The following is a 19399-nucleotide window of genomic DNA, read 5'->3' as shown; positions in this document are numbered from 1 at the left end:
CCCATGTGAGAGTAGGGAACTGCCAGGCTTTTATCCAGCGAAGGGGCTGTCCGAAAGGACAGCCCTTTTTGCTGTGCGTGGTTTTTGGTGGTATAGGGTTTTATATCATCAGGAGTGGGGTAATTCGGGCGTTTTACCCGCGGATCCAACCTTCTATGAAGTCAGCCACCTGTTGAGGATCGTTTATATCCAGCCAGGGCAAGGGAAGCTGTCTGTCTTCATCATCATCGCTGGCAATCGCGATAGCATAGCTATCCAACAAATCGTGTGCGTTCTTCTTGCTCAACCCTCTGCGTGAGAGAACGATCTTCGGCACCTTTTCGTGTCGAAATCCTTCAACCAGCACCACATCCAGCGTATCAACATCCATCTTGCTCACCATCTCATAGAGGTCTACCTCCTTGGCTTCCTGTGTTTCTGTCATCAACGCCCAGCGTTGGTTACTGGCAACAAGCGTCTGCTTGGCGCCTGCTTTACGCAGCGCATAACTGTCTTTGCCGGGTTTATCGATATCCATATCATGGTGAGTATGCTTTATCACACCGATGCGTAGCCCTTTCTTTTTAAGGAGCGGGATCACATGGGTGAGCAAGGTGGTTTTTCCGGTACCGCTATACGCGCTAACGGCAAGCAGGCGTGGGCGATGCAGCTCAGTCATGATTGGCCTCTTGCCAATTGGAGAGATCGTCAGGGGTGTTCAGGTTTTGGAATGCCAAAGGGCAGTCCGCAAAAAGTACGGGGGTCGCCTCGATCTCTGCCAGAAAAAGCATCAGCTTACGATCGCCACGTTCCAGGTAGGTTTCAAGCTTTGGCATCAGGGAGCGGTGGATAAGCAATAAGGTTGGATGCTCTCGTTGGCCATCGTTGACATAGGCTGCATACCCTTGCTGTTTGCCGTGCCACAGTCTCGCCACCAGATCGGTGGGTAAATTGGGGACATCACAGGGCGCAAAAACGGCCCATTCTGTCTCGATGGTTTTCAGGCTGGATAAGATACCGGCCAAGGGGCCAGAGAAGCCATTAGGCAAATCGCTAAAGACGGCGCAGCCACTTTCCTGATAAACCGGCAGGTTACGATTGGCATTGATGTACACGCGATCCACCTGGGGTTTCAGGCGGGTTAACACGTGTTGGTAGAGCGGTATGCCGCGCAGCGTTAATAGTCCTTTATCCTGCCCACCCATTCGGCTGGCCTGGCCACCCGCCAGAATGATGCCTGTTACCATGTGATCCCTCTTTGTCGCGCCGCTGAGGCTCTATTCTGGGCAAAATAATTCCTGACGCCAAGCGCTTTCCACCCGTGGTTAAGGCTGTTAAGGTGATATCAACGTTTATACCCGTCATACTTCAAGTTGCAGGTGCGTTGGCTGCGTTCTCTCACCCGAATCACTTACCTGAGTAAGCTCATCGGGATTCGTTCGCTTGCCGCGTTACGAGACGCATAAATGCGTCTCGCCCTAAAGGGCCAGCGCAAGCGCTGTTCAAAACGTTAACGTTTTGTCCTGCAACTCGAATTATTTAGGGTATATATACAGTATAAGAGGATTAAACCATGAAATGTCATCGCGTTAACGAGTTGGTTGAATTACTGCATCCTGCCTGGCAAAAAGACCCGGACCTGAATTTGGTCCAATTTTTACAAAAACTTGCACAGGAGGCGGGGTTCCAGGGGCAGCTAAGTGAGCTGACTGATGATATCCTGATCTACCATTTGAAAATGCGTGACGCGGATAAAGAGCAGGTTATTCCTGGCTTGAAAAAGGATTATGAGGAAGATTTCAAAACAGCGCTGCTGCGTGCCCGGGGTGTTATCAAGGACTGATGCCTTTATTGATAGGTGCCGCTTTTTCACGCTTATTTTAGTTCCTATTGCGAGTAATGATGACGGCTATGCAAAGTTCAGTGTTTAATTTTCAGACGCTGTTTCCCTCGCTGATTATCGATGCACTCTTCGCGGTAGGGATTCGGGTTGATTCCGGTTTAACGGCGCTAAACAGCTACGAAAACCGGGTTTATCAATTTATGGATGAAGACAGGCGCCGTTTTGTCGTTAAATTCTACCGTCCTGAGCGGTGGACGCAGGCGCAGATTCAGGAAGAACACGATTTCGCCCTCGCATTGGTTGACGATGAGGTGCCCGTTGTGGCACCCGTGAAGCTGAATGGTCAAACGCTGCATTGTTATGATGGATTTTATTTTGCCGTTTTCCCAAGCGTCGGCGGGCGGCAATATGAAATGGATAATGATGAACAGTTGGAAGGCGTTGGCCGTTTTCTGGGGCGCTGGCATCAAACGGGGCAAAAAGGGCTTTTTCTTGCTCGCCCCACGATCGGGGTTGAGGAATATCTCGACCAGCCTTATGAGTTATTGACGCAAACGCAACGTATTCCTGCTGCGTGCCGAGATTCCTTTTTGCAGTCCACCCAGCAACTTATCGAAATGGTAAAACGCTATTGGACACCGGATGCCTCTTTTCTCCGATTGCACGGCGACTGCCATTCTGGAAATATTCTCTGGCGTGACGGCCCGCTATTTGTCGATTTAGATGATGCCCGCAACGGACCTGCGGTGCAGGATTTATGGATGTTGCTTCATGGCGATCGTCAGGAGCAGAGAATTCAACTCGATATTCTGCTTGAAGCCTATAATGAGTTTATGACGTTTCAGGAAAAAGAGCTGGCGTTAATTGAGCCGCTTCGAGCGATGCGAATGGTGCATTATTTAGCGTGGATTATTCGCCGTTGGGAAGATCCTGCATTTCCCCCGAGCTTTCCCTGGATAAAAGATGATGATTTCTGGTTCAGGCAAACAGCAATATTTACTGAACAGGTTAAGCTGTTACAGGAGCCTCCTTTACAGCTATTGTCCATGTACTGATGTTTAACGGAGAGACGTGTTATATGAAGAGTGTATTTGCGGCATTATTGGGCATTATGTTGGCCTTCGGTGCATCAGCGGCAGATTTTTCTGATGGTAAACAGTACGTTGAAGTTAATAAGCCGGTACCTCAATTACCGCAGGTACTCGAGTTTTTCTCCTTCTACTGCCCGCATTGCTATCAGTTTGCTGAGGTTTACCATATTCCTGAAGCTGTCAGTAAAGTGCTGCCAGCGGATACTAAAATTACGCGTTACCACGTTGATTTTCTCGGGCAGTTGGGCAAAGAACTGACGCAAGCCTGGGCGGTTGCTATTGCTCTGGGTGTAGAAGATAAAATCACCCCGTTAATGTTTGATGCGGTGCAAAAAAGCCAAACGCTGAAAACCACAGACGATATTCGCAAGGTGTTTGTGGCGGCGGGTGTTAAAGCTGAAGATTATGACGGTGCATTGAATAGCTTCGTGGTGAAATCTCTGGTTGCCCAGCAAGAAAAAGCCGCCGCTGATTTGCAACTGCGCGGTGTGCCGGCCATGTTTGTTAATGGCAAATATATGGTGAAAAGCGATGGCTTGGATACCAGTTCAATGGATGCATACGTGAAGCAATATGCTGATGTTGTGAAATTCCTGATTGAGAAAAAATAATACTTTTCGCGCAACTGCGCCTGATGACAGGCGCAGTTATACCCACGATATATCCCTAATCCTCTACGACAATTTTGCCTCGGTGACGTTTAATTAGCGTTTAGCTAATATCTATCCACAAAAAAAATGTTTTTTGTATTACGGGTATTTACCGGAAATATTTTTTTATCTTGCTGAAAAAAATCCATAATATGTGAATCTCTTTTTGATATTACATTGCTCCCATTCTGATTTTCTTTTTCTATGCACAAAGTTATCCACAGGGCATTTGCTGTATGTATGGCAGATTTGCGGTTTTCTGTGCGTTAACGTTCGTCTCTTGCTGTGAGCTATGGCATGCTTAGCGCCATGATGGACGACATAGGTCATGACAGAACATGGTGCAGATTCCGCAAAACCCGTTAATTTTGGTCGATGGCTCGTCGTATTTATACCGTGCCTACCACGCATTCCCTCCTTTGACGAACAACGCCGGCGAGCCGACGGGTGCCATGTATGGCGTGCTGAATATGCTGCGCAGCCTGCTGCTCCAGTTCTCCCCCAGCCACGTTGCTGTGGTGTTTGATGCCAAAGGAAAAACGTTCCGCGACGAACTGTTCGAAAACTACAAGGCGCACCGTCCACCGATGCCGGACGATCTGCGCGCGCAGATTGAGCCGCTGCACGCGATGGTGCGTGCCATGGGACTGCCTTTGTTGGCTGTCAGCGGGGTGGAAGCGGATGACGTGATCGGTACGCTGGCGCGTCAGGCGGAAAGCGCGGGTACGCCGGTACTGATCAGCACCGGTGATAAAGACATGGCACAGTTGGTGTCACCGACGATCACGCTTATCAACACCATGAACAATACGGTGCTTGGACCGCAAGAAGTCTGCGACAAATACGGTATTCCGCCGGAGCTGATTATCGATTTTCTGGCCCTGATGGGAGATGCATCGGACAATATTCCTGGGGTGCCGGGCGTCGGTGAAAAAACGGCGCAAGCGTTGCTCCAAGGGCTTGGCGGGCTGGATACCCTGTACGGTAATCTGGATAAGATCGCCACGCTGTCGTTTCGCGGCGCAAAGACCATGGCGCAAAAGCTGGAACAGCATAAAGAAGCGGCATACCTCTCTTATCAACTGGCGACCATTAAAACTGACGTCGAGCTGGAGCAAACCTGCACTGAGCTGACGGTGAATGAACCCGATGTGGATGCACTGCACGGGCTGTTTAAGCGCTATGATTTCAAACGCTGGATAGCCGATGTGGAAAGCGGCACCTGGATGCAAGGTCGCAAGGGGCAATCTGCGGTTTCACAGCCAGCGGCACCTACGGCACAAGCGGAGCCGCAAACGGAAGCGACGGTTGCCTTGAGTCGCGAAGGATATGTCACTATTCAGGATGAAGAGACCTTACAGTTGTGGATTGCTCGCCTTCAAAAGGCGGGAGAGTTTGCGTTTGATACAGAAACGGACGGTCTGGATACGCTGAGCGCCAATCTGATCGGTATGTCGTTTGCGGTGACGCCGGGTGAAGCGGCGTATCTGCCGCTGGCGCATGATTATCTGGATGCGCCGGAGCAAATCGACAGAGCGCGTGCACTGGAATTACTTAAACCCCTGCTGGAAGACAGCGCGCTGCGCAAAATCGGGCAGAACCTGAAGTTCGATCAGGGTGTAATGAAGCGCTACGACATTGAGCTACGCGGTATCGCGTATGACACCATGGTGGAGTCTTACGTGTTAAACAGCGTGGCAGGCCGTCATGATATGGACAGCCTGGCCGAGCGCTATCTGCAACATAAAACCATTTCGTTTGAAGAGATTGCGGGCAAGGGCAAGAACCAGCTTACCTTTAATCAGATCCCCGTCGAACAGGCCAGCACCTATGCCGCAGAAGATGCGGATGTCACGTTGCATTTGCATCAAACCCTGTGGGAAAAGTTGCAACAGCAAGGGGAACTGGTGACGGTGTTTCGTGATATCGATATGCCGCTGGTGCCAGTGCTGTCACGCATTGAGCGTCAGGGGGTGCTGATTGATGCGGGCATTTTAGCGCAGCATTCTCAGGAGCTGACCGCGCGTCTGGCCGAATTGGAAACCGAAGTACACGAACTGGCCGGTGAAGCGTTTAATCTTGCTTCCACTAAGCAGTTGCAGGGGATCTTGTACGATAAGCTGAAGCTGCCAGTGTTAAAGAAAACGCCGAAAGGTGCCCCTTCTACTAATGAAGAAGTACTGGAAGAGCTGGCGCATGACTATCCACTGCCCAAACGCATTCTGGAATATCGTGGGCTGGCGAAACTGAAATCGACGTATACCGATAAGCTGCCGCTGATGATCAACCCGCTGACCCAGCGGGTGCACACGTCATACCATCAGGCGGTTACGGCGACGGGGCGTCTTTCCTCTAGCGATCCCAACCTGCAAAACATCCCGGTGCGCAACAATGAAGGGCGACGCATTCGTCAGGCGTTTATTGCCCCTGAAGGCTATCGCATTGTGGCAGCGGACTACTCTCAGATAGAACTGCGCATTATGGCGCACCTTTCCGGTGATGCCGGGTTGCTCAGCGCGTTTGCTGAAGGGTTGGATATTCACCGCGCCACCGCCGCAGAAGTTTTTGGCTTACCGCTGGAAAACGTTACCGGAGAGCAGCGCCGCAGCGCCAAGGCCATCAACTTTGGTTTGATTTATGGCATGAGCGCCTTCGGCCTGTCTCGTCAGTTGGGTATCCCCCGCGCCGAGTCGCAGCGTTATATGAACCTCTATTTCGAGCGCTACCCTGGCGTACAGGACTACATGGAAAGAACCCGTCAGGAAGCCGCCGAGAAAGGGTACGTGCAGACGCTGGATGGGCGCCGTCTCTACTTGCCGGATATCCACTCACGCAATGCGATGAGCCGCAAGGCGGCGGAACGTGCCGCTATTAACGCCCCGATGCAGGGCACTGCCGCTGATATCATCAAAAAGGCGATGATTGCGATCGACAGTTGGCTACAGCACGAGCAGCCGCAGGTGAATATGATCATGCAGGTACACGATGAATTGGTGTTTGAAGTTCATGAATCGGTGCTGGATGCGGCAAAACAAAAGATCGCTACCCTGATGGAAGGGTGTATGTCGCTTAACGTTCCATTACGTGTGGATGTGGGCGAAGGTAAAAACTGGGATGAGGCGCATTAATGCACAGAAAAACAGGATGTTGCAACTGAATGTTTAATGCGCATTACGTTATTCATTTCTGTAATTAAACTACAGGATTGGGTGGCTTGCTCGACTTTGTGTGACCCATAGCCATTTTTTATGAAACTAAACAACAAAAAAACCTTTGTTCTGGCGAAAAAATAGGGTAGAGTTAACCACGTAGGGTACAGAGGTAAGATGTTCTATCTTTCAGACCTTTTACTTCACGTAATCGGATTTGGCTGAATATTAGCCGCCCCGGTCACTTCGGTGACTGGGGCGTTTTTTATTGGGCGTACGTCAGAAAAACGCCGCAAGATCGCAAACGATCGCGGCGGTTGATCTCAATTATCGACGTATTCTTGCACTGAAGGGCGGGTGTTGAACCACAGATCGAGTTTTTGCCGCAATTTATCCACCCCTTCTTTTTTCAAGGAGGAGAAGGCTTCAACCTGAATATCTCCGCCAAACGCGAGCACGGCTTCACGCACGGCATTCAGTTGCGCTTTGCGCGCACCGGAAGCCAGTTTGTCGGATTTAGTGAGCAGAATAAGCACCGGCAGATCCACATCTACGGCCCATTCAATCATTTGCTGGTCGAGATCTTTCAGCGGATGGCGAATATCCATCAACACCACCAGTCCTTGCAGACAGGCGCGTTTTTGCAGATATTCCCCCAGCGCTTTCTGCCATTTCCGCTTCATCTCTTCCGGCACTTCGGCATAGCCATAGCCGGGAAGGTCAACCAGACGCACGCCGTCTGTGACTTCAAACAGGTTGATAAGCTGGGTTCGTCCCGGCGTTTTACTGGTACGCGCCAGACTTTTTTGGTTGGTCAGTGTGTTCAGGGCGCTGGATTTTCCCGCGTTCGAGCGTCCGGCAAACGCCACTTCAATACCGCTATCGGCAGGCAGGTGACGAATATCGGGTGCGCTGGTGACAAAATGCGTCACATTGTAGTTATGCGTCACGTTCGGGTTCTGTTGTTCGGTCACAATGGTTATCTCTGTCTGGATAGGGGGTTTTGGGTCTATTATACCTATAACTGACCCGAAACGCGGGGTTATCGGTCGCAGCGTGCGGAGCACAGGCCGAATTCACCCAGTTAGCCGCACCAACCCTTTTTTATTGCTGGCCTTTCTGCTAGATTCCGCCGCAATTGTCTTCTGTTTACCTGAGAGTGTTGTTATGAAACAGCCGGTGAAAAATTCGGGCACCAAAGCCCCTGGCGCAAAGGCGTCAACATCGAAAGCAAAGAAAAAGACGCGCGCCGAGCTTAACAGCGAAGGCTGGGAGCGTAAACGTCAGAAAAAACACAGTGGTCATGCTGCGGGCAGCCGTGCGCACCCTGAGACCGGGGAGGCGGGTAAATCCGGTCAGGGCAAGAAACACGATCCTCGTATCGGGAGCAAAAAACCGGTCGCACTGATCGTCAGTGATGACGCACCGAAAAGCGCAAAGCCCGCAAAAGCGGTCGTACCGGCTAAAGTAGACACGCCGGTTGAAACGCGGCTAACTCCTGAACAGGAGCTGGCGCTGCTGGAGAATGACGATCGCCTCGATGCATTGCTGGAACGTCTGGATAACGGCGAGACGCTGAGTAAAGACGAGCAGAAATGGGTGGACAGCACGCTCGATCGTATCAATGCCCTGATGGATGAGCTGGGCATCGAAATGGATGATGAGGAAGAGGAAGCGCAACAGGAAGACATGATGCAGCTCCTCAAACGTAATAACCCGAAAGACGTATTCTGATAGATGAAAGGGCTACTGACTCTCATCTTGGTGTTGGTTGTCTGTTATCTGCTGTGTCTGTTGGTTAAACTGTGGCTGCTTTCCCGGCGTAAAACGCGATTACAGCGCACCGTGTTCGGGACAGGGCAGCGTAAGCTGCCGCTGAAAAGCGCTGTCGGGAAATACAAGCGGAAGGAGTAACAGCATGCAAGATCAACATGTCGATTGGGATTTAGCCCTGATTCAAAAATACAACTATTCCGGGCCGCGTTACACCTCGTACCCCACGGCGCTCGAGTTTAACGAACAGTATGATGATGCGGCATTTCGCCAGGCGATAGCGCGTTATCCAGAGCGGCCGTTGTCGCTTTATGTCCACATCCCATTTTGTCATCGCCTGTGCTATTTCTGCGGTTGCAACAAGCTGGTGACGCGCCAGCAGCACAAAGCTGAAGAATATCTTGATGTGCTGGCCGTGGAGATTCGCCAGCGCGCGCCGCTGTTCGCCGGGCGCATCGTCACGCAGCTGCACTGGGGTGGCGGCACGCCGACCTATCTCAACAAAGCGCAAATCAGCCGCTTAATGGCGCTGCTGCGCGAGAATTTCCAGTTTGCGGATGAGGTGGAAACTTCGCTGGAGGTCGATCCGCGTGAAATCGAGCTGGATATCCTCGACCACCTGCGTGCGGAAGGGTTTAACCGGCTGAGCATGGGCGTGCAGGATTTCAACAAGGAAGTGCAACGCCTGGTGAATCGCGAGCAGGATGAGGCATTTATCTTTGCGCTGATTGAACGCGCCAAAGCGCTTGGCTTTACCTCCACCAATATCGACCTTATTTACGGCTTGCCGAAGCAGACGCCGGAAAGCTTTGCGTTTACCCTGCAACGGGTGGCTGAGTTAAACCCGCACCGGCTCAGCGTGTTTAACTACGCCCATTTGCCGACGCTGTTTGCCGCCCAGCGTAAAATCAAAGATGCTGATTTACCCAGCCCCGCACAAAAGCTGGAGATTCTGCGCCAAACCATCACCACGCTCACCCAATCAGGCTATCAGTTTATCGGCATGGATCACTTTGCTCGCCCAGACGATGAGCTGGCGCTGGCGCAACGTGCCGGTAAATTGCACCGTAACTTTCAGGGTTACACCACGCAGGGGGATACTGACCTGCTGGGCATGGGGGTGTCGGCGATCAGCATGATTGGCGACAGCTACGCGCAAAATGAAAAGGTGTTGAAAACCTACTACGAGAAGGTGGGTGAGCAGGGTAATGCGCTATGGCGTGGCTTGCGCTTGACGCACGATGACTGCATCCGTCGCGATGTGATCAAGAGTCTTATCTGTAATTTCCGTCTGGACTACGCAGCGATTGAAGCGGACTACGGCATCGATTGTCGTCTCTATTTCGCGGAAGATTTGCGCTTGCTGGCACCGCTGGTGCAGGATGGCCTGGCTGAATTGCACCCTACGGGGATCGTGGTGACGCCGAAAGGACGCTTGTTGATTCGCAATATCTGCATGTGCTTTGACAGCTATCTGCGTGCCAAGGCAAGGACACAACAGTTCTCGCGTGTGATTTGATGATCTTTATGGCGGTAATTGCCAGCGCCATTGGCAATTACCGCTGATGCCATGTTCTAAAATGTGAAATATCAACAGATCAACGTATCGCTACCTGTCTCTGTTTCCGCATCCTTCTCTGCAATTCACTCATCGTCCGCCCCCTCCGTTTGCAGTGTGCCATTTAGCTGATTCAACCGTTCCCACAGGATAAAGTTCAATAGCTCTTTGGCTTGAGGATCATCCAACTCGATGATGGCATAGGCGAGTGCGCGGCAATGATCGACGTGTTCTTCGACGGTAAGGGGCGTTGAATCAAACATGATGCACCCCCGTAGATAATGTGATGAAGGCGTGCGGGTGTAACAAGGAAAGGGTAGTCGTCATAAGATCGTCTCCAGACTGTAGCTTGCTGACTAGCTACCACCAGAGACGCCAATCTCAAGGGTGGTAGCCCGTACGGGGTTGGCGTTACCGGACAGTCTGGATACCGGCCTTCCTTTCGGAAGCCCCGCACGAGCCACCATAGCAGGTACGGCTCAATACGCGCCTGAACAACAATGCGCTTTACGCGCATTTCAGGCACCAGACATTTGTTCGGAACGCCAATTCCGGCTACGGATTTTGCCGCAGCATCGAGAGTATATCGTAAATAGGCCCTCGGAAACATAAACGTTAGCCCTGTTCCGGGAGGGCGATGTCGTCGATACATATTGCATGAACGTAAAATAAAAACGCCCCGACGATAGCGGGGCGTTTTCAGAGTAAAGCCGTGTCATCATCGAGATGATGGAGATGTTATTGTGATATAGGACATCAGCCCGATGGCGGCCTAAATAAAGAAATTGATCAATGCAGCGCACAGAATCGCAGCAATGGCGGTTTGCGGTGAATGGCTCGCAGCCGACCCTAACTCAGCGCCGTGCGTTGCCGCAGAAATAAGTGAATCTAACATGGTGCCTCCTCCTGAATCAGCGACACGATCATACTGCGGGCCTGTTTTATGTAAAGAGCAAAATATCGACAATTTTGTGCGCTGGCTTGTAAATCCTGGCGATACCCGTAGGGGCACGGTAAACGGAGCGTAAGCGTCACGCTTGCCATCGTTATGGGTATTGGCTGGGGGCACCCTGTCTGGAGAAATGTGTGTTATCTGTGGGGGGATTCCACAAATTTAAGCCGCGTCTTTTTATTGGTACCGTGAATGTTTCGTGCGCGTTAACCCACGCCGTTATTTGCACCGTACATCGCACGCGCTCGACACGGTAGCGGGTTTGTTAGCAGGTGTACGGCCATCAGACTGCTGATGGCCGTCAGTATGCTATGACTATTCCATCCCCAACTCTTTGAGCTTGCGCGTCAGGGTGTTGCGTCCCCATCCCAATAGGCGAGCCGCTTCTTGCTTATGACCCTGCGTATGGCGTAACGCCGTCGTGAGCAGCGTTCTTTCCATCTCCGGTTGCGCTTCGGAGAGCAGGTTTTGATGACCGGAACGCAGCGCCCGATCGGCCCATTGTGCCAGCAGGGTAGCCCAGCTGTCCGGCAGCATGTGCACCGTGGCATCGGGGGCCGTAGTTTCAAACAGCTCCGGCGGTAAATCCTGAATCAGCACCTCTTGCCCGGCGGCCATGACCGTCAGCCAGCGGCAGGTGTTCTCCAACTGACGCACGTTGCCCGGCCAGGGCAGGCGCGTCAGCGCCGTTTCTGTTTCCGGGTGTAGATTTTTCGGTTCCACGCCCAGCTCTTTAGCGGTTGCTTGCAAGAAGTAACGTGCCAGCCGTGGAATATCTTCGCGCCGTTCCCGCAGGGGAGGCAGATGGACGCGAATCACATTAAGGCGGTGAAACAGGTCTTCGCGAAATTTGCCTTCCTGAACCCGCAACTCCAGATTTTGGTGGGTTGCCGCGATGATGCGCACGTCCACCTTCACCGCAGCATAGCCACCAACGCGATAGAACTGCCCATCGGCCAATACGCGTAACAATCGCGTTTGCACATCGAGCGGCATATCGCCGATTTCATCCAGAAACAAGGTGCCGCCATCGGCCTGTTCAAAGCGTCCTTGGCGAATTTGGTTCGCGCCGGTAAACGCCCCTTTTTCGTGACCAAACAGCTCTGACTCGATCAGATCCTTGGGGATGGCTGCCATATTCAAGGCGATAAACGGTGCTTTGGCGCGCGGACTGTGGCGGTGCAGCGCATGTGCCACCAGTTCTTTACCGGTTCCCGATTCTCCGTTGATCAGCACGCTGATGGATGAACGGGAGAGTCGGCCAATAATGCGAAACACATCCTGCATGGCCGGCGCTTCACCAATGATATCGGTGGTGGGGCCATTGAGCGGTTGTGCTCTGACCGGCTGCTGCTGTTCCAGATAGTGGCTGATCGCGCGTTCAACCAAGGCGACGGCTTCATCGATATCGAACGGTTTTGGCAGATAATCAAATGCGCCCTGTTGGTAAGCGCTTACCGCTGCATCCAGATCGGAGTGTGCGGTCATAATAATCACCGGCAGCATCGGATGACGCTGTTTGATCTGTTGCAGCAGTGCCAGGCCGTCCATACCCGGCATGCGAATATCGGACAGCAGCACATCCGGCGTTTGGGTTGCCAGTGCATGCAGCGCCTGATTTCCGTTATCAAAGGTGGCACAGGTTAACCCCGCCCCAGTGAGCGCGCGCTCCAGCACCCAACGGATGGAGCTATCGTCATCGACAATCCAGACTATCCCTCGTTGCATCGTGAACCTCACTGGCGAATGGGCAGGTAAACCGAGAATTCGGTATGGCCTGGCCAACTGTTAAATTCAATTTTTCCCGAATGCTGATCGATCAGGCTGCGCGCGATCGACAATCCCAGGCCAGTGCCGCCTTCGCGGCCGCTTACCATTGGGTAAAACAGCGTGTCTTGCAACTGTGCAGGGACGCCAGGGCCATCGTCTTCGATATCAATCCGTGCTGCCAGGCGATAGCGCACGCCGTGCAGCGTGAGTTGAAAAGCGGTGCGCGTGCGTAGCGTAATGGTGCCGCCTTCTTTACCCAGCGCTTGTAGCGCATTGCGGGTAATGTTCAGCAGCACTTGTTCAATCTGGTCTGGATCGTGGGTCAGCTCAGGCAGGCTGGGATCGTAATCTTTCACCAGCGTCACGTTGTCGGGTTTTTCTAACGAAACCAACTTGCAGACGCGCTCGACGACCTGATGAATACTTTGCGTTACGTGTAAACCCGGCTGCTGTGGCCCTAATAGCCTGTCCACCAGATTGCGCAGGCGATCGGCCTGCTCAATGATCACTTTGGTGTATTCCGTGAGCGCGGGGTCGGGCAGCGCTTTAGCCAGCAGCTGTGCCGCGCCGCGCAATCCGCCGAGCGGATTCTTGATTTCATGCGCCAGGCCGCGCACCAAATCACGCGCTGCCTGCTGCTGGGAATGCTGTAATTGTTCCTGACTGAGGCGGCGCTGGTTGTCCATCGGCGCCATCTCCAACAGGATAAAACTGTGTTGAATGCGTTGTGCGGTGAGCGACATGATGTGTGCTCTGCCATCGACAACGATAGTCACTTCGTTATCCGTAAATCCTTGACCTGCGTTGAGGCTTTCGCGCATCAGCTCAATATTTAGAGAAAAATAGCTGAGCAGATCCGGCAACGGTGTTCCCGCCAATTTGCGTGAACTTTGCGCCAGCAACTGCTGGGCAGCCGGATTGGAATAGTGGATTGCCAGGTCGTTATCCAGCAATAAAATACTATTGATCAAAGAATTGAGGATCTGCCCAGCATCGGGCAGCGTGCCTGTTGCCATAACGCAGACTCCTGCACCCTCGCGGTGCATTGTAGTGTAGATGATGGATGTTACGTCGCAACGGCCAATATTGATGATAAAGAAATAAGGCCGATGGTGAAAAAAGCCCATCCGAAGATGGGCTGAAAAGTTTCCACGGCAACAAAAACAAACTTCTTATAATTCTGTTGATGCTCGGTCATGGCAGGGTTCAGCACGCCCACCACGCCGAGGTAAATCATCGGTACGCAGTCGTTGATTAAACGCTGTAGTACAGTTCGAACTCAACCGGGTGCGGCGTCATGCGAACGCGATCGTTCTCTTCACGGCGCAGACCGATGTAAGCATCGATAGCGTCGTCAGTGAACACGCCGCCCGCCGTCAGGAATGCACGGTCAGTGTCCAGCGCGTTCAGTGCTTCTTCCAGAGAGCCTGCAACCTGCGGGATTTCATTCGCTTCTTCCGGCGGCAGATCGTACAGGTTTTTGTCCATGGCATCGCCAGGGTGGATCTTGTTCTTGATACCATCCAGACCGGCCATCAGCAGTGCAGCGAAGCACAGGTACGGGTTAGCCGCCGGGTCCGGGAAGCGCACTTCGATACGTGCTGCTTTCGGGCTGGAAACGAACGGGATACGGATAGAAGCAGAACGGTTACGTGCGGAGTACGCCAACATTACCGGAGCTTCATAACCCGGGACCAAACGCTTGTAAGAGTTGGTGGTCGGGTTAGACAGGGCGTTGATCGCTTTAGCGTGCTTGATGACACCGCCGATGTAGAACAGCGCTTCTTCAGACAGGCCAGCGTATTTGTCGCCAGAGAATTTGTTGGTGCCGCCTTTGGACAGGGACATATGGCAGTGCATGCCAGAGCCGTTGTCACCGAACATCGGTTTCGGCATAAAGGTGGCTGTTTTGCCGTAAGCGTGCGCTACGTTGTGAACAACGTATTTGTAGATCTGAATTTCGTCCGCTTTTTTGGTCATGGTGTTGAAGCGGGTTGCCACTTCGTTCTGACCTGCCGTTGCCACTTCGTGGTGGTGAGCTTCAACAACCAGACCCATTTGTTCCATTACCTGGCACATCTGAGAACGGATGTCTTGTGCGGAGTCAACCGGCGGAACTGGGAAGTAACCGCCTTTCACTGCCGGACGGTGGCCTTTGTTGCCGCCTTCGTATTTGGTACCGGAGTTCCATGCGCCTTCGATGTCATCGATAGCTACGTGAGAGCCGGAGATGCTGCTGCCGAAACGAATGTCGTCAAACAGGAAGAATTCAGGTTCTGGCCCAAACAGAACGGTATCAGCGATACCGGTGGAACGCAGGTACTCTTCAGCGCGTTTCGCGATGGAGCGCGGGTCGCGATCGTAACCTTGCATGGTGTTCGGTTCCAGAATGTCACAACGAATGATCAGCGTCGTGTCTTCATAGAACGGGTCCAGTACTGCGGTGCTTGCGTCAGGCATCAGCACCATGTCGGATTCGTTGATACCTTTCCAGCCACCGATAGAGGAGCCGTCGAACATTTTGCCTTCTTCGAAGAAGTCAGCGCTAACCTGGTGAGCTGGAATGGTGACGTGCTGCTCTTTACCCTTGGTATCGGTAAAGCGTAAGTCGACGAATTTTACTTCGTGCTCGTTCAGCATCGTCAAAACATGTTCTGCGGACATACTTGGATCTCCCGATTTGTCATTTATCGTCGTGGAACGAATATCGTTATGGAATGATGTTTGTTACCGTAATAGGGTTTAAGCTAAAATCATGCCAACTCTACGCATAGGGTTAGGAGGCGTTGTTTTCAGGCTTTCATTGAAGGCAGTGCCTGCACCATTAGCGTTCGTTGCACTATTATGGTTCATAATCACCAAAATGGTGCACTGTTTGTGTGCGTTTGTTTACTTTCTCTGCGCCGTTGCACCGTGAAAGGGATCACAAAGCAAGCACCCCTAGGTTGTTTATCGCTTAGGAGTGTGATCTTGTTTGGTCCCTCGCTTAATCCGTGTACAATAGCGCGCTATTTCTAAATGCCTGAGGCAAAGCTGTGATCGAGAATTTGCGTAACATTGCTATTATTGCGCACGTTGACCATGGGAAAACTACCCTGGTTGACAAGCTGCTACAACAATCTGGAACATTGGGTGAACGAAATGACGCCACCGAGCGCGTTATGGACTCCAACGATCTGGAAAAAGAACGCGGTATCACCATTCTGGCGAAGAACACCGCCATTAACTGGAGAGATTACCGTATCAATATCGTTGACACCCCAGGACACGCCGATTTCGGTGGTGAAGTGGAGCGTGTAATGTCCATGGTCGATTCAGTGCTGCTGCTGGTAGACGCAATGGACGGCCCGATGCCCCAGACCCGTTTCGTTACCCAAAAAGCTTTCGCCTATGGCCTGAAACCGATCGTGGTCATCAACAAAGTTGACCGTCCGGGCGCGCGCCCTGACTGGGTCGTCGATCAGGTGTTCGACCTGTTCGTCAACCTGGGTGCAACCGATGAACAGCTGGACTTCCCTATCGTTTACGCGTCGGCGTTAATGGGGACATCTGGTCTTGATCACGAAGACATGTCAGAAGACATGACTCCGCTGTTCGAAGCCATCGTGAAGCACGTTGAAGCGCCGAACGTCGATCTCGACGGTCCGCTGCAAATGCAAATCTCCCAGCTGGACTACAACAGCTACGTGGGTGTTATCGGTATTGGCCGTATCAAACGCGGTCGCGTTAAACCGAACCAGCAAGTGACGATTATCGATGCGGAAGGTAAACGCCGTAACGGTAAAGTGGGTCAGGTGTTGGGCCATTTGGGTTTGCAACGTATCGAATCGAGCGAGGCGGAAGCGGGCGATATCATCGCTATCACCGGTCTGGGTGAACTGAACATCTCCGATACCATCTGTGATACCGCTAACGTCGAAGCCCTGCCGCCGCTGTCGGTGGATGAGCCGACCGTTACCATGTCTTTCGGGGTTAACACCTCGCCGTTCTGTGGTAAAGAAGGCAAGTTCGTGACTTCTCGTCAGATTCTGGATCGTCTGAAGAAAGAGCTGGTACACAACGTTGCGCTGCGCGTCGAAGAAACCGAAGACCCGGATACCTTCCGTGTGTCTGGTCGTGGCGAACTGCACCTGTCGGTGCTGATCGAAAACATGCGTCGTGAAGGTTTTGAACTGGCGGTTTCTCGTCCGAAAGTTATCTTCCGTGACATCGATGGCCGCCGTCAGGAACCGTTCGAACAAGTTACCGTGGATATCGAAGATCAGCATCAGGGTTCCGTCATGGAAGCGCTGGGCCTGCGTAAAGGCGAAATGCGTGACATGAACCCAGATGGTAAAGGCCGTGTACGTCTGGATTACATCATTCCGAGCCGTGGTTTGATTGGCTTCCGTACCGACTTTATGACCATGACCTCCGGTACTGGCTTGCTGTACTCCACCTTTAGCCATTACGACGATATTCGTCCGGGCGATATCGGCCAGCGCCAGAACGGCGTGTTGATCTCCAATGGCCAAGGTAAAGCAGTAGCGTATGCGCTGTTCAGCTTGCAGGAACGCGGTAAATTGTTCCTGGGTCACGGTGCAGAGGTGTATGAAGGCCAAGTTATCGGTATTCACACTCGCTCCAATGACCTGACAGTTAACTGCCTGACCGGTAAAAAACTGACCAACATGCGTGCTTCCGGTACGGATGAAGCGACCGTGCTGGTGCCAGCGGTGAAAATGTCGCTGGAGCAAGCGTTGGAATTTATCGATGACGATGAATTGGTTGAAGTGACTCCGCAGTCTATTCGTCTGCGTAAACGTCACCTGACTGAAAACGATCGCCGTCGCGCCAACCGCGGGCCGAAAGAGGGCTAATCCGCCGCTCTTTACAAAACCGTTCCAGGGCGCTTTCAGGCGCCCTGCCTTTTTCCACTCCGCGTTGATTTCCTTTCTGCTTTCCCCGCGTTGATCCTGATGATGTGCTTATTAAGTCTCAAGATGTCGAGTCTGGTTCACGTAACGTCGCGAGGCATACCACGGCGGTGAGTACCGAGAGCACAGCCAATATGACAAAGATGCTGTGGAAAGCCGAGGTGTAGGCATTATTTGCCAACTCGATAATGATTCCGTCCCTGATGCTGTCCGCATTGGAAAAAGTACCGTGTCCAGCACTAGCTCCCATTTGGCTTGCAATCGCGGTGGCATCCTTCGGTAATGTAAGCGCATTGACCTCGGCCGCTGCCTGCAAATTTGTTGCAGTCAAACTCACCAACATAGCTCCGATGGCGGTAATGGCGATGGCCTCTCCGGCCACGCGCATGGTGGTAAAGATACCGGCGGCCATTCCTGCGCGGGCCTTGGGAACAACGCTGACCGACAAGGCATCCATCAAGCCCCAGGGCAGGCCGTTGCCGATGCCGACCAGCAGCATGGGGAGCGCCATTGACCATAAATCCTTGTCCGCAGACAGGTGTGCTAACAGCCAGGTACCGAGCGCGGAGATAAGAAAGCCAATGCCCGATAGCAAACCGGGTGAAACGTACTGGGCTAGCCGCCCAGCCAGCAGCGGCACTACCAGCATCGGCGCTGTTAGCGGCACGATAGCCAGGCCTGCTGTAAAGGCATCGAGCCCTTGCACGATAATGAACCAAATAGGCACGTAGACGATCAACGCGATAAAACTGAAACCGGTTGCCACGGGCAACAGCTGGACGCCGATGAAGCGCGGGTAGCGGAACAGGCGGATATCCAGCATAGGATATTGGCGCCGACATTCCACGACAATAAACGCGCCTAGCAGGAAAAGGGTGCTACCCAGCAGTGATAGTACGCGCAGGCTCGCCCAACCGTCTTGGGGGCCGCGCGCGATGCTGAACGTCAGTGACACCAACGCCGCAGTGAACAGCACGGTGCCTGGCCAATCAATGCCTTTTGCCTCTGGGTCACGAGACTCCCTGATTCGCCGCGTCCCCAGCATCAGAATTAAGGCTGCGATCAGTGCGATAGCAAAATACAGTGAGCGCCAACCCAACCATTCAATCATAAACCCTGAAGCCATTGGTCCGAATGCAAGACCAACACCGAACGTTGTCCCGAGGAAGCTGAAAGCCCGTGTGCGCTCCGCTCCCTCAAACTCCTGCGCCAGCAGCGAGGTGGCTGAGGTTAGTACCAAGGCCCCACCAACGCCTTCGGCGGCGCGCATCAGATTGAGCAGTAGCAGATTTGGGGTTAAGCCGATCAACAGCGACATAGTGATGAATATCCAAAGCCCTGCCATGAAGCAACGTTTGCGGCCGATTTGGTCGCCGATGGCACCCGCCGCCATCACGCAACTGCCAAATGCGATGGCGTAGGCATTCACGATCCAACTCAAGCTAGATTGATCACCCCCCAAGTCCCGGCCAACCGCGGGTATTGAAATCGCCGGACCAGTGAATACCAGCGGGATGATCGTTACGCAGGCGCAGATCGCCGCCAGTACCTTGTATCGGTCACCGGTTGCTACCGGTATTTGTGTTTTGCTCATTCCAGTTCCAATGTGCCATTCAGTCAGTGCAGTGCGTGCATTTGACTGGGGATGTGATGATTTTCTCACAGCTTAATTAATTCGCTTTTATTTGATAATATGATGAAATTGAAAATCACCTCTG

The 19399-nt window shown here is 52.6% G+C and carries 19 protein-coding genes; 8 read left to right on the top strand and 11 right to left on the bottom strand.

Annotation, left to right across the window (positions count from 1 at the left end; genetic code table 11):
* Positions 1-133: 133 nt before the first annotated feature.
* Both mobB and mobA read right to left on the bottom strand, forming a co-directional pair.
* On the bottom strand, positions 134-658 hold the full coding sequence (mobB, locus tag J5224_RS14300) for a molybdopterin-guanine dinucleotide biosynthesis protein MobB (protein ID WP_264626006.1): 525 nt from the start codon (positions 656-658) through the stop codon (positions 134-136).
* The gene (gene mobA / locus J5224_RS14295; RefSeq protein ID WP_264626005.1) at positions 651-1226 is read right to left on the bottom strand and encodes a molybdenum cofactor guanylyltransferase MobA; all 576 of its coding nucleotides are present in this window, start codon (positions 1224-1226) and stop codon (positions 651-653) included. The genes mobB and mobA overlap by 8 nt, the downstream gene beginning before the upstream one ends.
* A 326-nt stretch (positions 1227-1552) precedes the next feature.
* Here mobA and J5224_RS14290 point away from each other — a divergent pair, with 326 nt between their 5' ends.
* The 4 genes from J5224_RS14290 (at position 1553) to polA (ending at position 6691) form a co-directional block, all read left to right on the top strand.
* On the top strand, positions 1553-1822 hold the full coding sequence (locus J5224_RS14290; protein WP_195316213.1) for a YihD family protein: 270 nt from the start codon (positions 1553-1555) through the stop codon (positions 1820-1822).
* 68 nt (positions 1823-1890) lie between these two features.
* A complete protein-coding gene (locus tag J5224_RS14285; protein WP_264626004.1) occupies positions 1891-2877 on the top strand; it encodes a serine/threonine protein kinase in 987 nt (328 codons plus the stop codon).
* A gap of 23 nt (positions 2878-2900) precedes the next feature.
* Complete coding sequence (gene dsbA / locus J5224_RS14280) at positions 2901-3524, top strand: thiol:disulfide interchange protein DsbA (protein ID WP_264626003.1); 624 nt, start codon at positions 2901-2903, stop codon at positions 3522-3524.
* A gap of 377 nt (positions 3525-3901) precedes the next feature.
* The gene (gene polA, locus J5224_RS14275; RefSeq protein ID WP_264626002.1) at positions 3902-6691 is read left to right on the top strand and encodes a DNA polymerase I; all 2790 of its coding nucleotides are present in this window, start codon (positions 3902-3904) and stop codon (positions 6689-6691) included.
* 344 nt (positions 6692-7035) lie between these two features.
* Here polA and yihA read toward each other — a convergent pair whose 3' ends face one another.
* Positions 7036-7686 carry a ribosome biogenesis GTP-binding protein YihA/YsxC gene (yihA, locus tag J5224_RS14270; protein WP_413544679.1) on the bottom strand — a complete coding sequence of 217 codons (651 nt, stop codon included), beginning with the start codon at positions 7684-7686 and terminating at the stop codon, positions 7036-7038.
* Positions 7687-7879: 193 nt separating this feature from the next.
* Here yihA and yihI point away from each other — a divergent pair, with 193 nt between their 5' ends.
* The 3 genes from yihI to hemN are packed head-to-tail and all read left to right on the top strand — an operon-like array spanning position 7880 to position 10004.
* Positions 7880-8446 carry a Der GTPase-activating protein YihI gene (gene yihI, locus J5224_RS14265; RefSeq protein WP_264626001.1) on the top strand — a complete coding sequence of 189 codons (567 nt, stop codon included), beginning with the start codon at positions 7880-7882 and terminating at the stop codon, positions 8444-8446.
* Positions 8447-8449: 3 nt separating this feature from the next.
* Positions 8450-8626, top strand: a complete 177-nt coding sequence (locus J5224_RS14260) for a high mobility group protein Z (protein WP_264626000.1) — start codon at positions 8450-8452, stop codon at positions 8624-8626.
* 4 nt (positions 8627-8630) lie between these two features.
* The gene (gene hemN / locus J5224_RS14255) at positions 8631-10004 is read left to right on the top strand and encodes an oxygen-independent coproporphyrinogen III oxidase (RefSeq protein ID WP_264625999.1); all 1374 of its coding nucleotides are present in this window, start codon (positions 8631-8633) and stop codon (positions 10002-10004) included.
* A 125-nt stretch (positions 10005-10129) separates the two neighbouring features.
* Here the strand turns inward: hemN and J5224_RS14250 are convergent, their stop codons facing one another.
* The 7 genes from J5224_RS14250 to glnA form a co-directional block, all read right to left on the bottom strand.
* Complete coding sequence (locus tag J5224_RS14250) at positions 10130-10306, bottom strand: hypothetical protein (protein WP_264625998.1); 177 nt, start codon at positions 10304-10306, stop codon at positions 10130-10132.
* 93 nt (positions 10307-10399) lie between these two features.
* Positions 10400-10510 (bottom strand): ash family protein, encoded by a 111-nt coding sequence (locus J5224_RS14245; RefSeq protein ID WP_264625997.1) that lies wholly within the window; start codon positions 10508-10510, stop codon positions 10400-10402.
* A 305-nt stretch (positions 10511-10815) separates the two neighbouring features.
* On the bottom strand, positions 10816-10938 hold the full coding sequence (locus J5224_RS14240; protein WP_264625996.1) for a YshB family small membrane protein: 123 nt from the start codon (positions 10936-10938) through the stop codon (positions 10816-10818).
* Between the two features lie 372 nt (positions 10939-11310).
* Complete coding sequence (gene glnG, locus J5224_RS14235) at positions 11311-12723, bottom strand: nitrogen regulation protein NR(I) (RefSeq protein WP_264625995.1); 1413 nt, start codon at positions 12721-12723, stop codon at positions 11311-11313.
* A gap of 8 nt (positions 12724-12731) precedes the next feature.
* Complete coding sequence (gene glnL / locus J5224_RS14230; RefSeq protein ID WP_222158693.1) at positions 12732-13781, bottom strand: nitrogen regulation protein NR(II); 1050 nt, start codon at positions 13779-13781, stop codon at positions 12732-12734.
* A gap of 50 nt (positions 13782-13831) precedes the next feature.
* A complete protein-coding gene (locus J5224_RS14225; protein WP_264625994.1) occupies positions 13832-14002 on the bottom strand; it encodes a hypothetical protein in 171 nt (56 codons plus the stop codon).
* A 17-nt stretch (positions 14003-14019) separates the two neighbouring features.
* Complete coding sequence (glnA, locus tag J5224_RS14220; protein WP_264625993.1) at positions 14020-15429, bottom strand: glutamate--ammonia ligase; 1410 nt, start codon at positions 15427-15429, stop codon at positions 14020-14022.
* Positions 15430-15800: 371 nt separating this feature from the next.
* Here glnA and typA point away from each other — a divergent pair, with 371 nt between their 5' ends.
* On the top strand, positions 15801-17624 hold the full coding sequence (typA, locus tag J5224_RS14215; protein WP_264625992.1) for a ribosome-dependent GTPase TypA: 1824 nt from the start codon (positions 15801-15803) through the stop codon (positions 17622-17624).
* A 118-nt stretch (positions 17625-17742) separates the two neighbouring features.
* Here the strand turns inward: typA and J5224_RS14210 are convergent, their stop codons facing one another.
* The gene (locus J5224_RS14210; RefSeq protein WP_264625991.1) at positions 17743-19275 is read right to left on the bottom strand and encodes an MFS transporter; all 1533 of its coding nucleotides are present in this window, start codon (positions 19273-19275) and stop codon (positions 17743-17745) included.
* Positions 19276-19399 lie beyond the last annotated feature (124 nt).

This window comes from Candidatus Symbiopectobacterium sp. NZEC135 (assembly GCF_025962695.1).
This window is presented reverse-complemented; position numbering and strand designations above follow the sequence as displayed.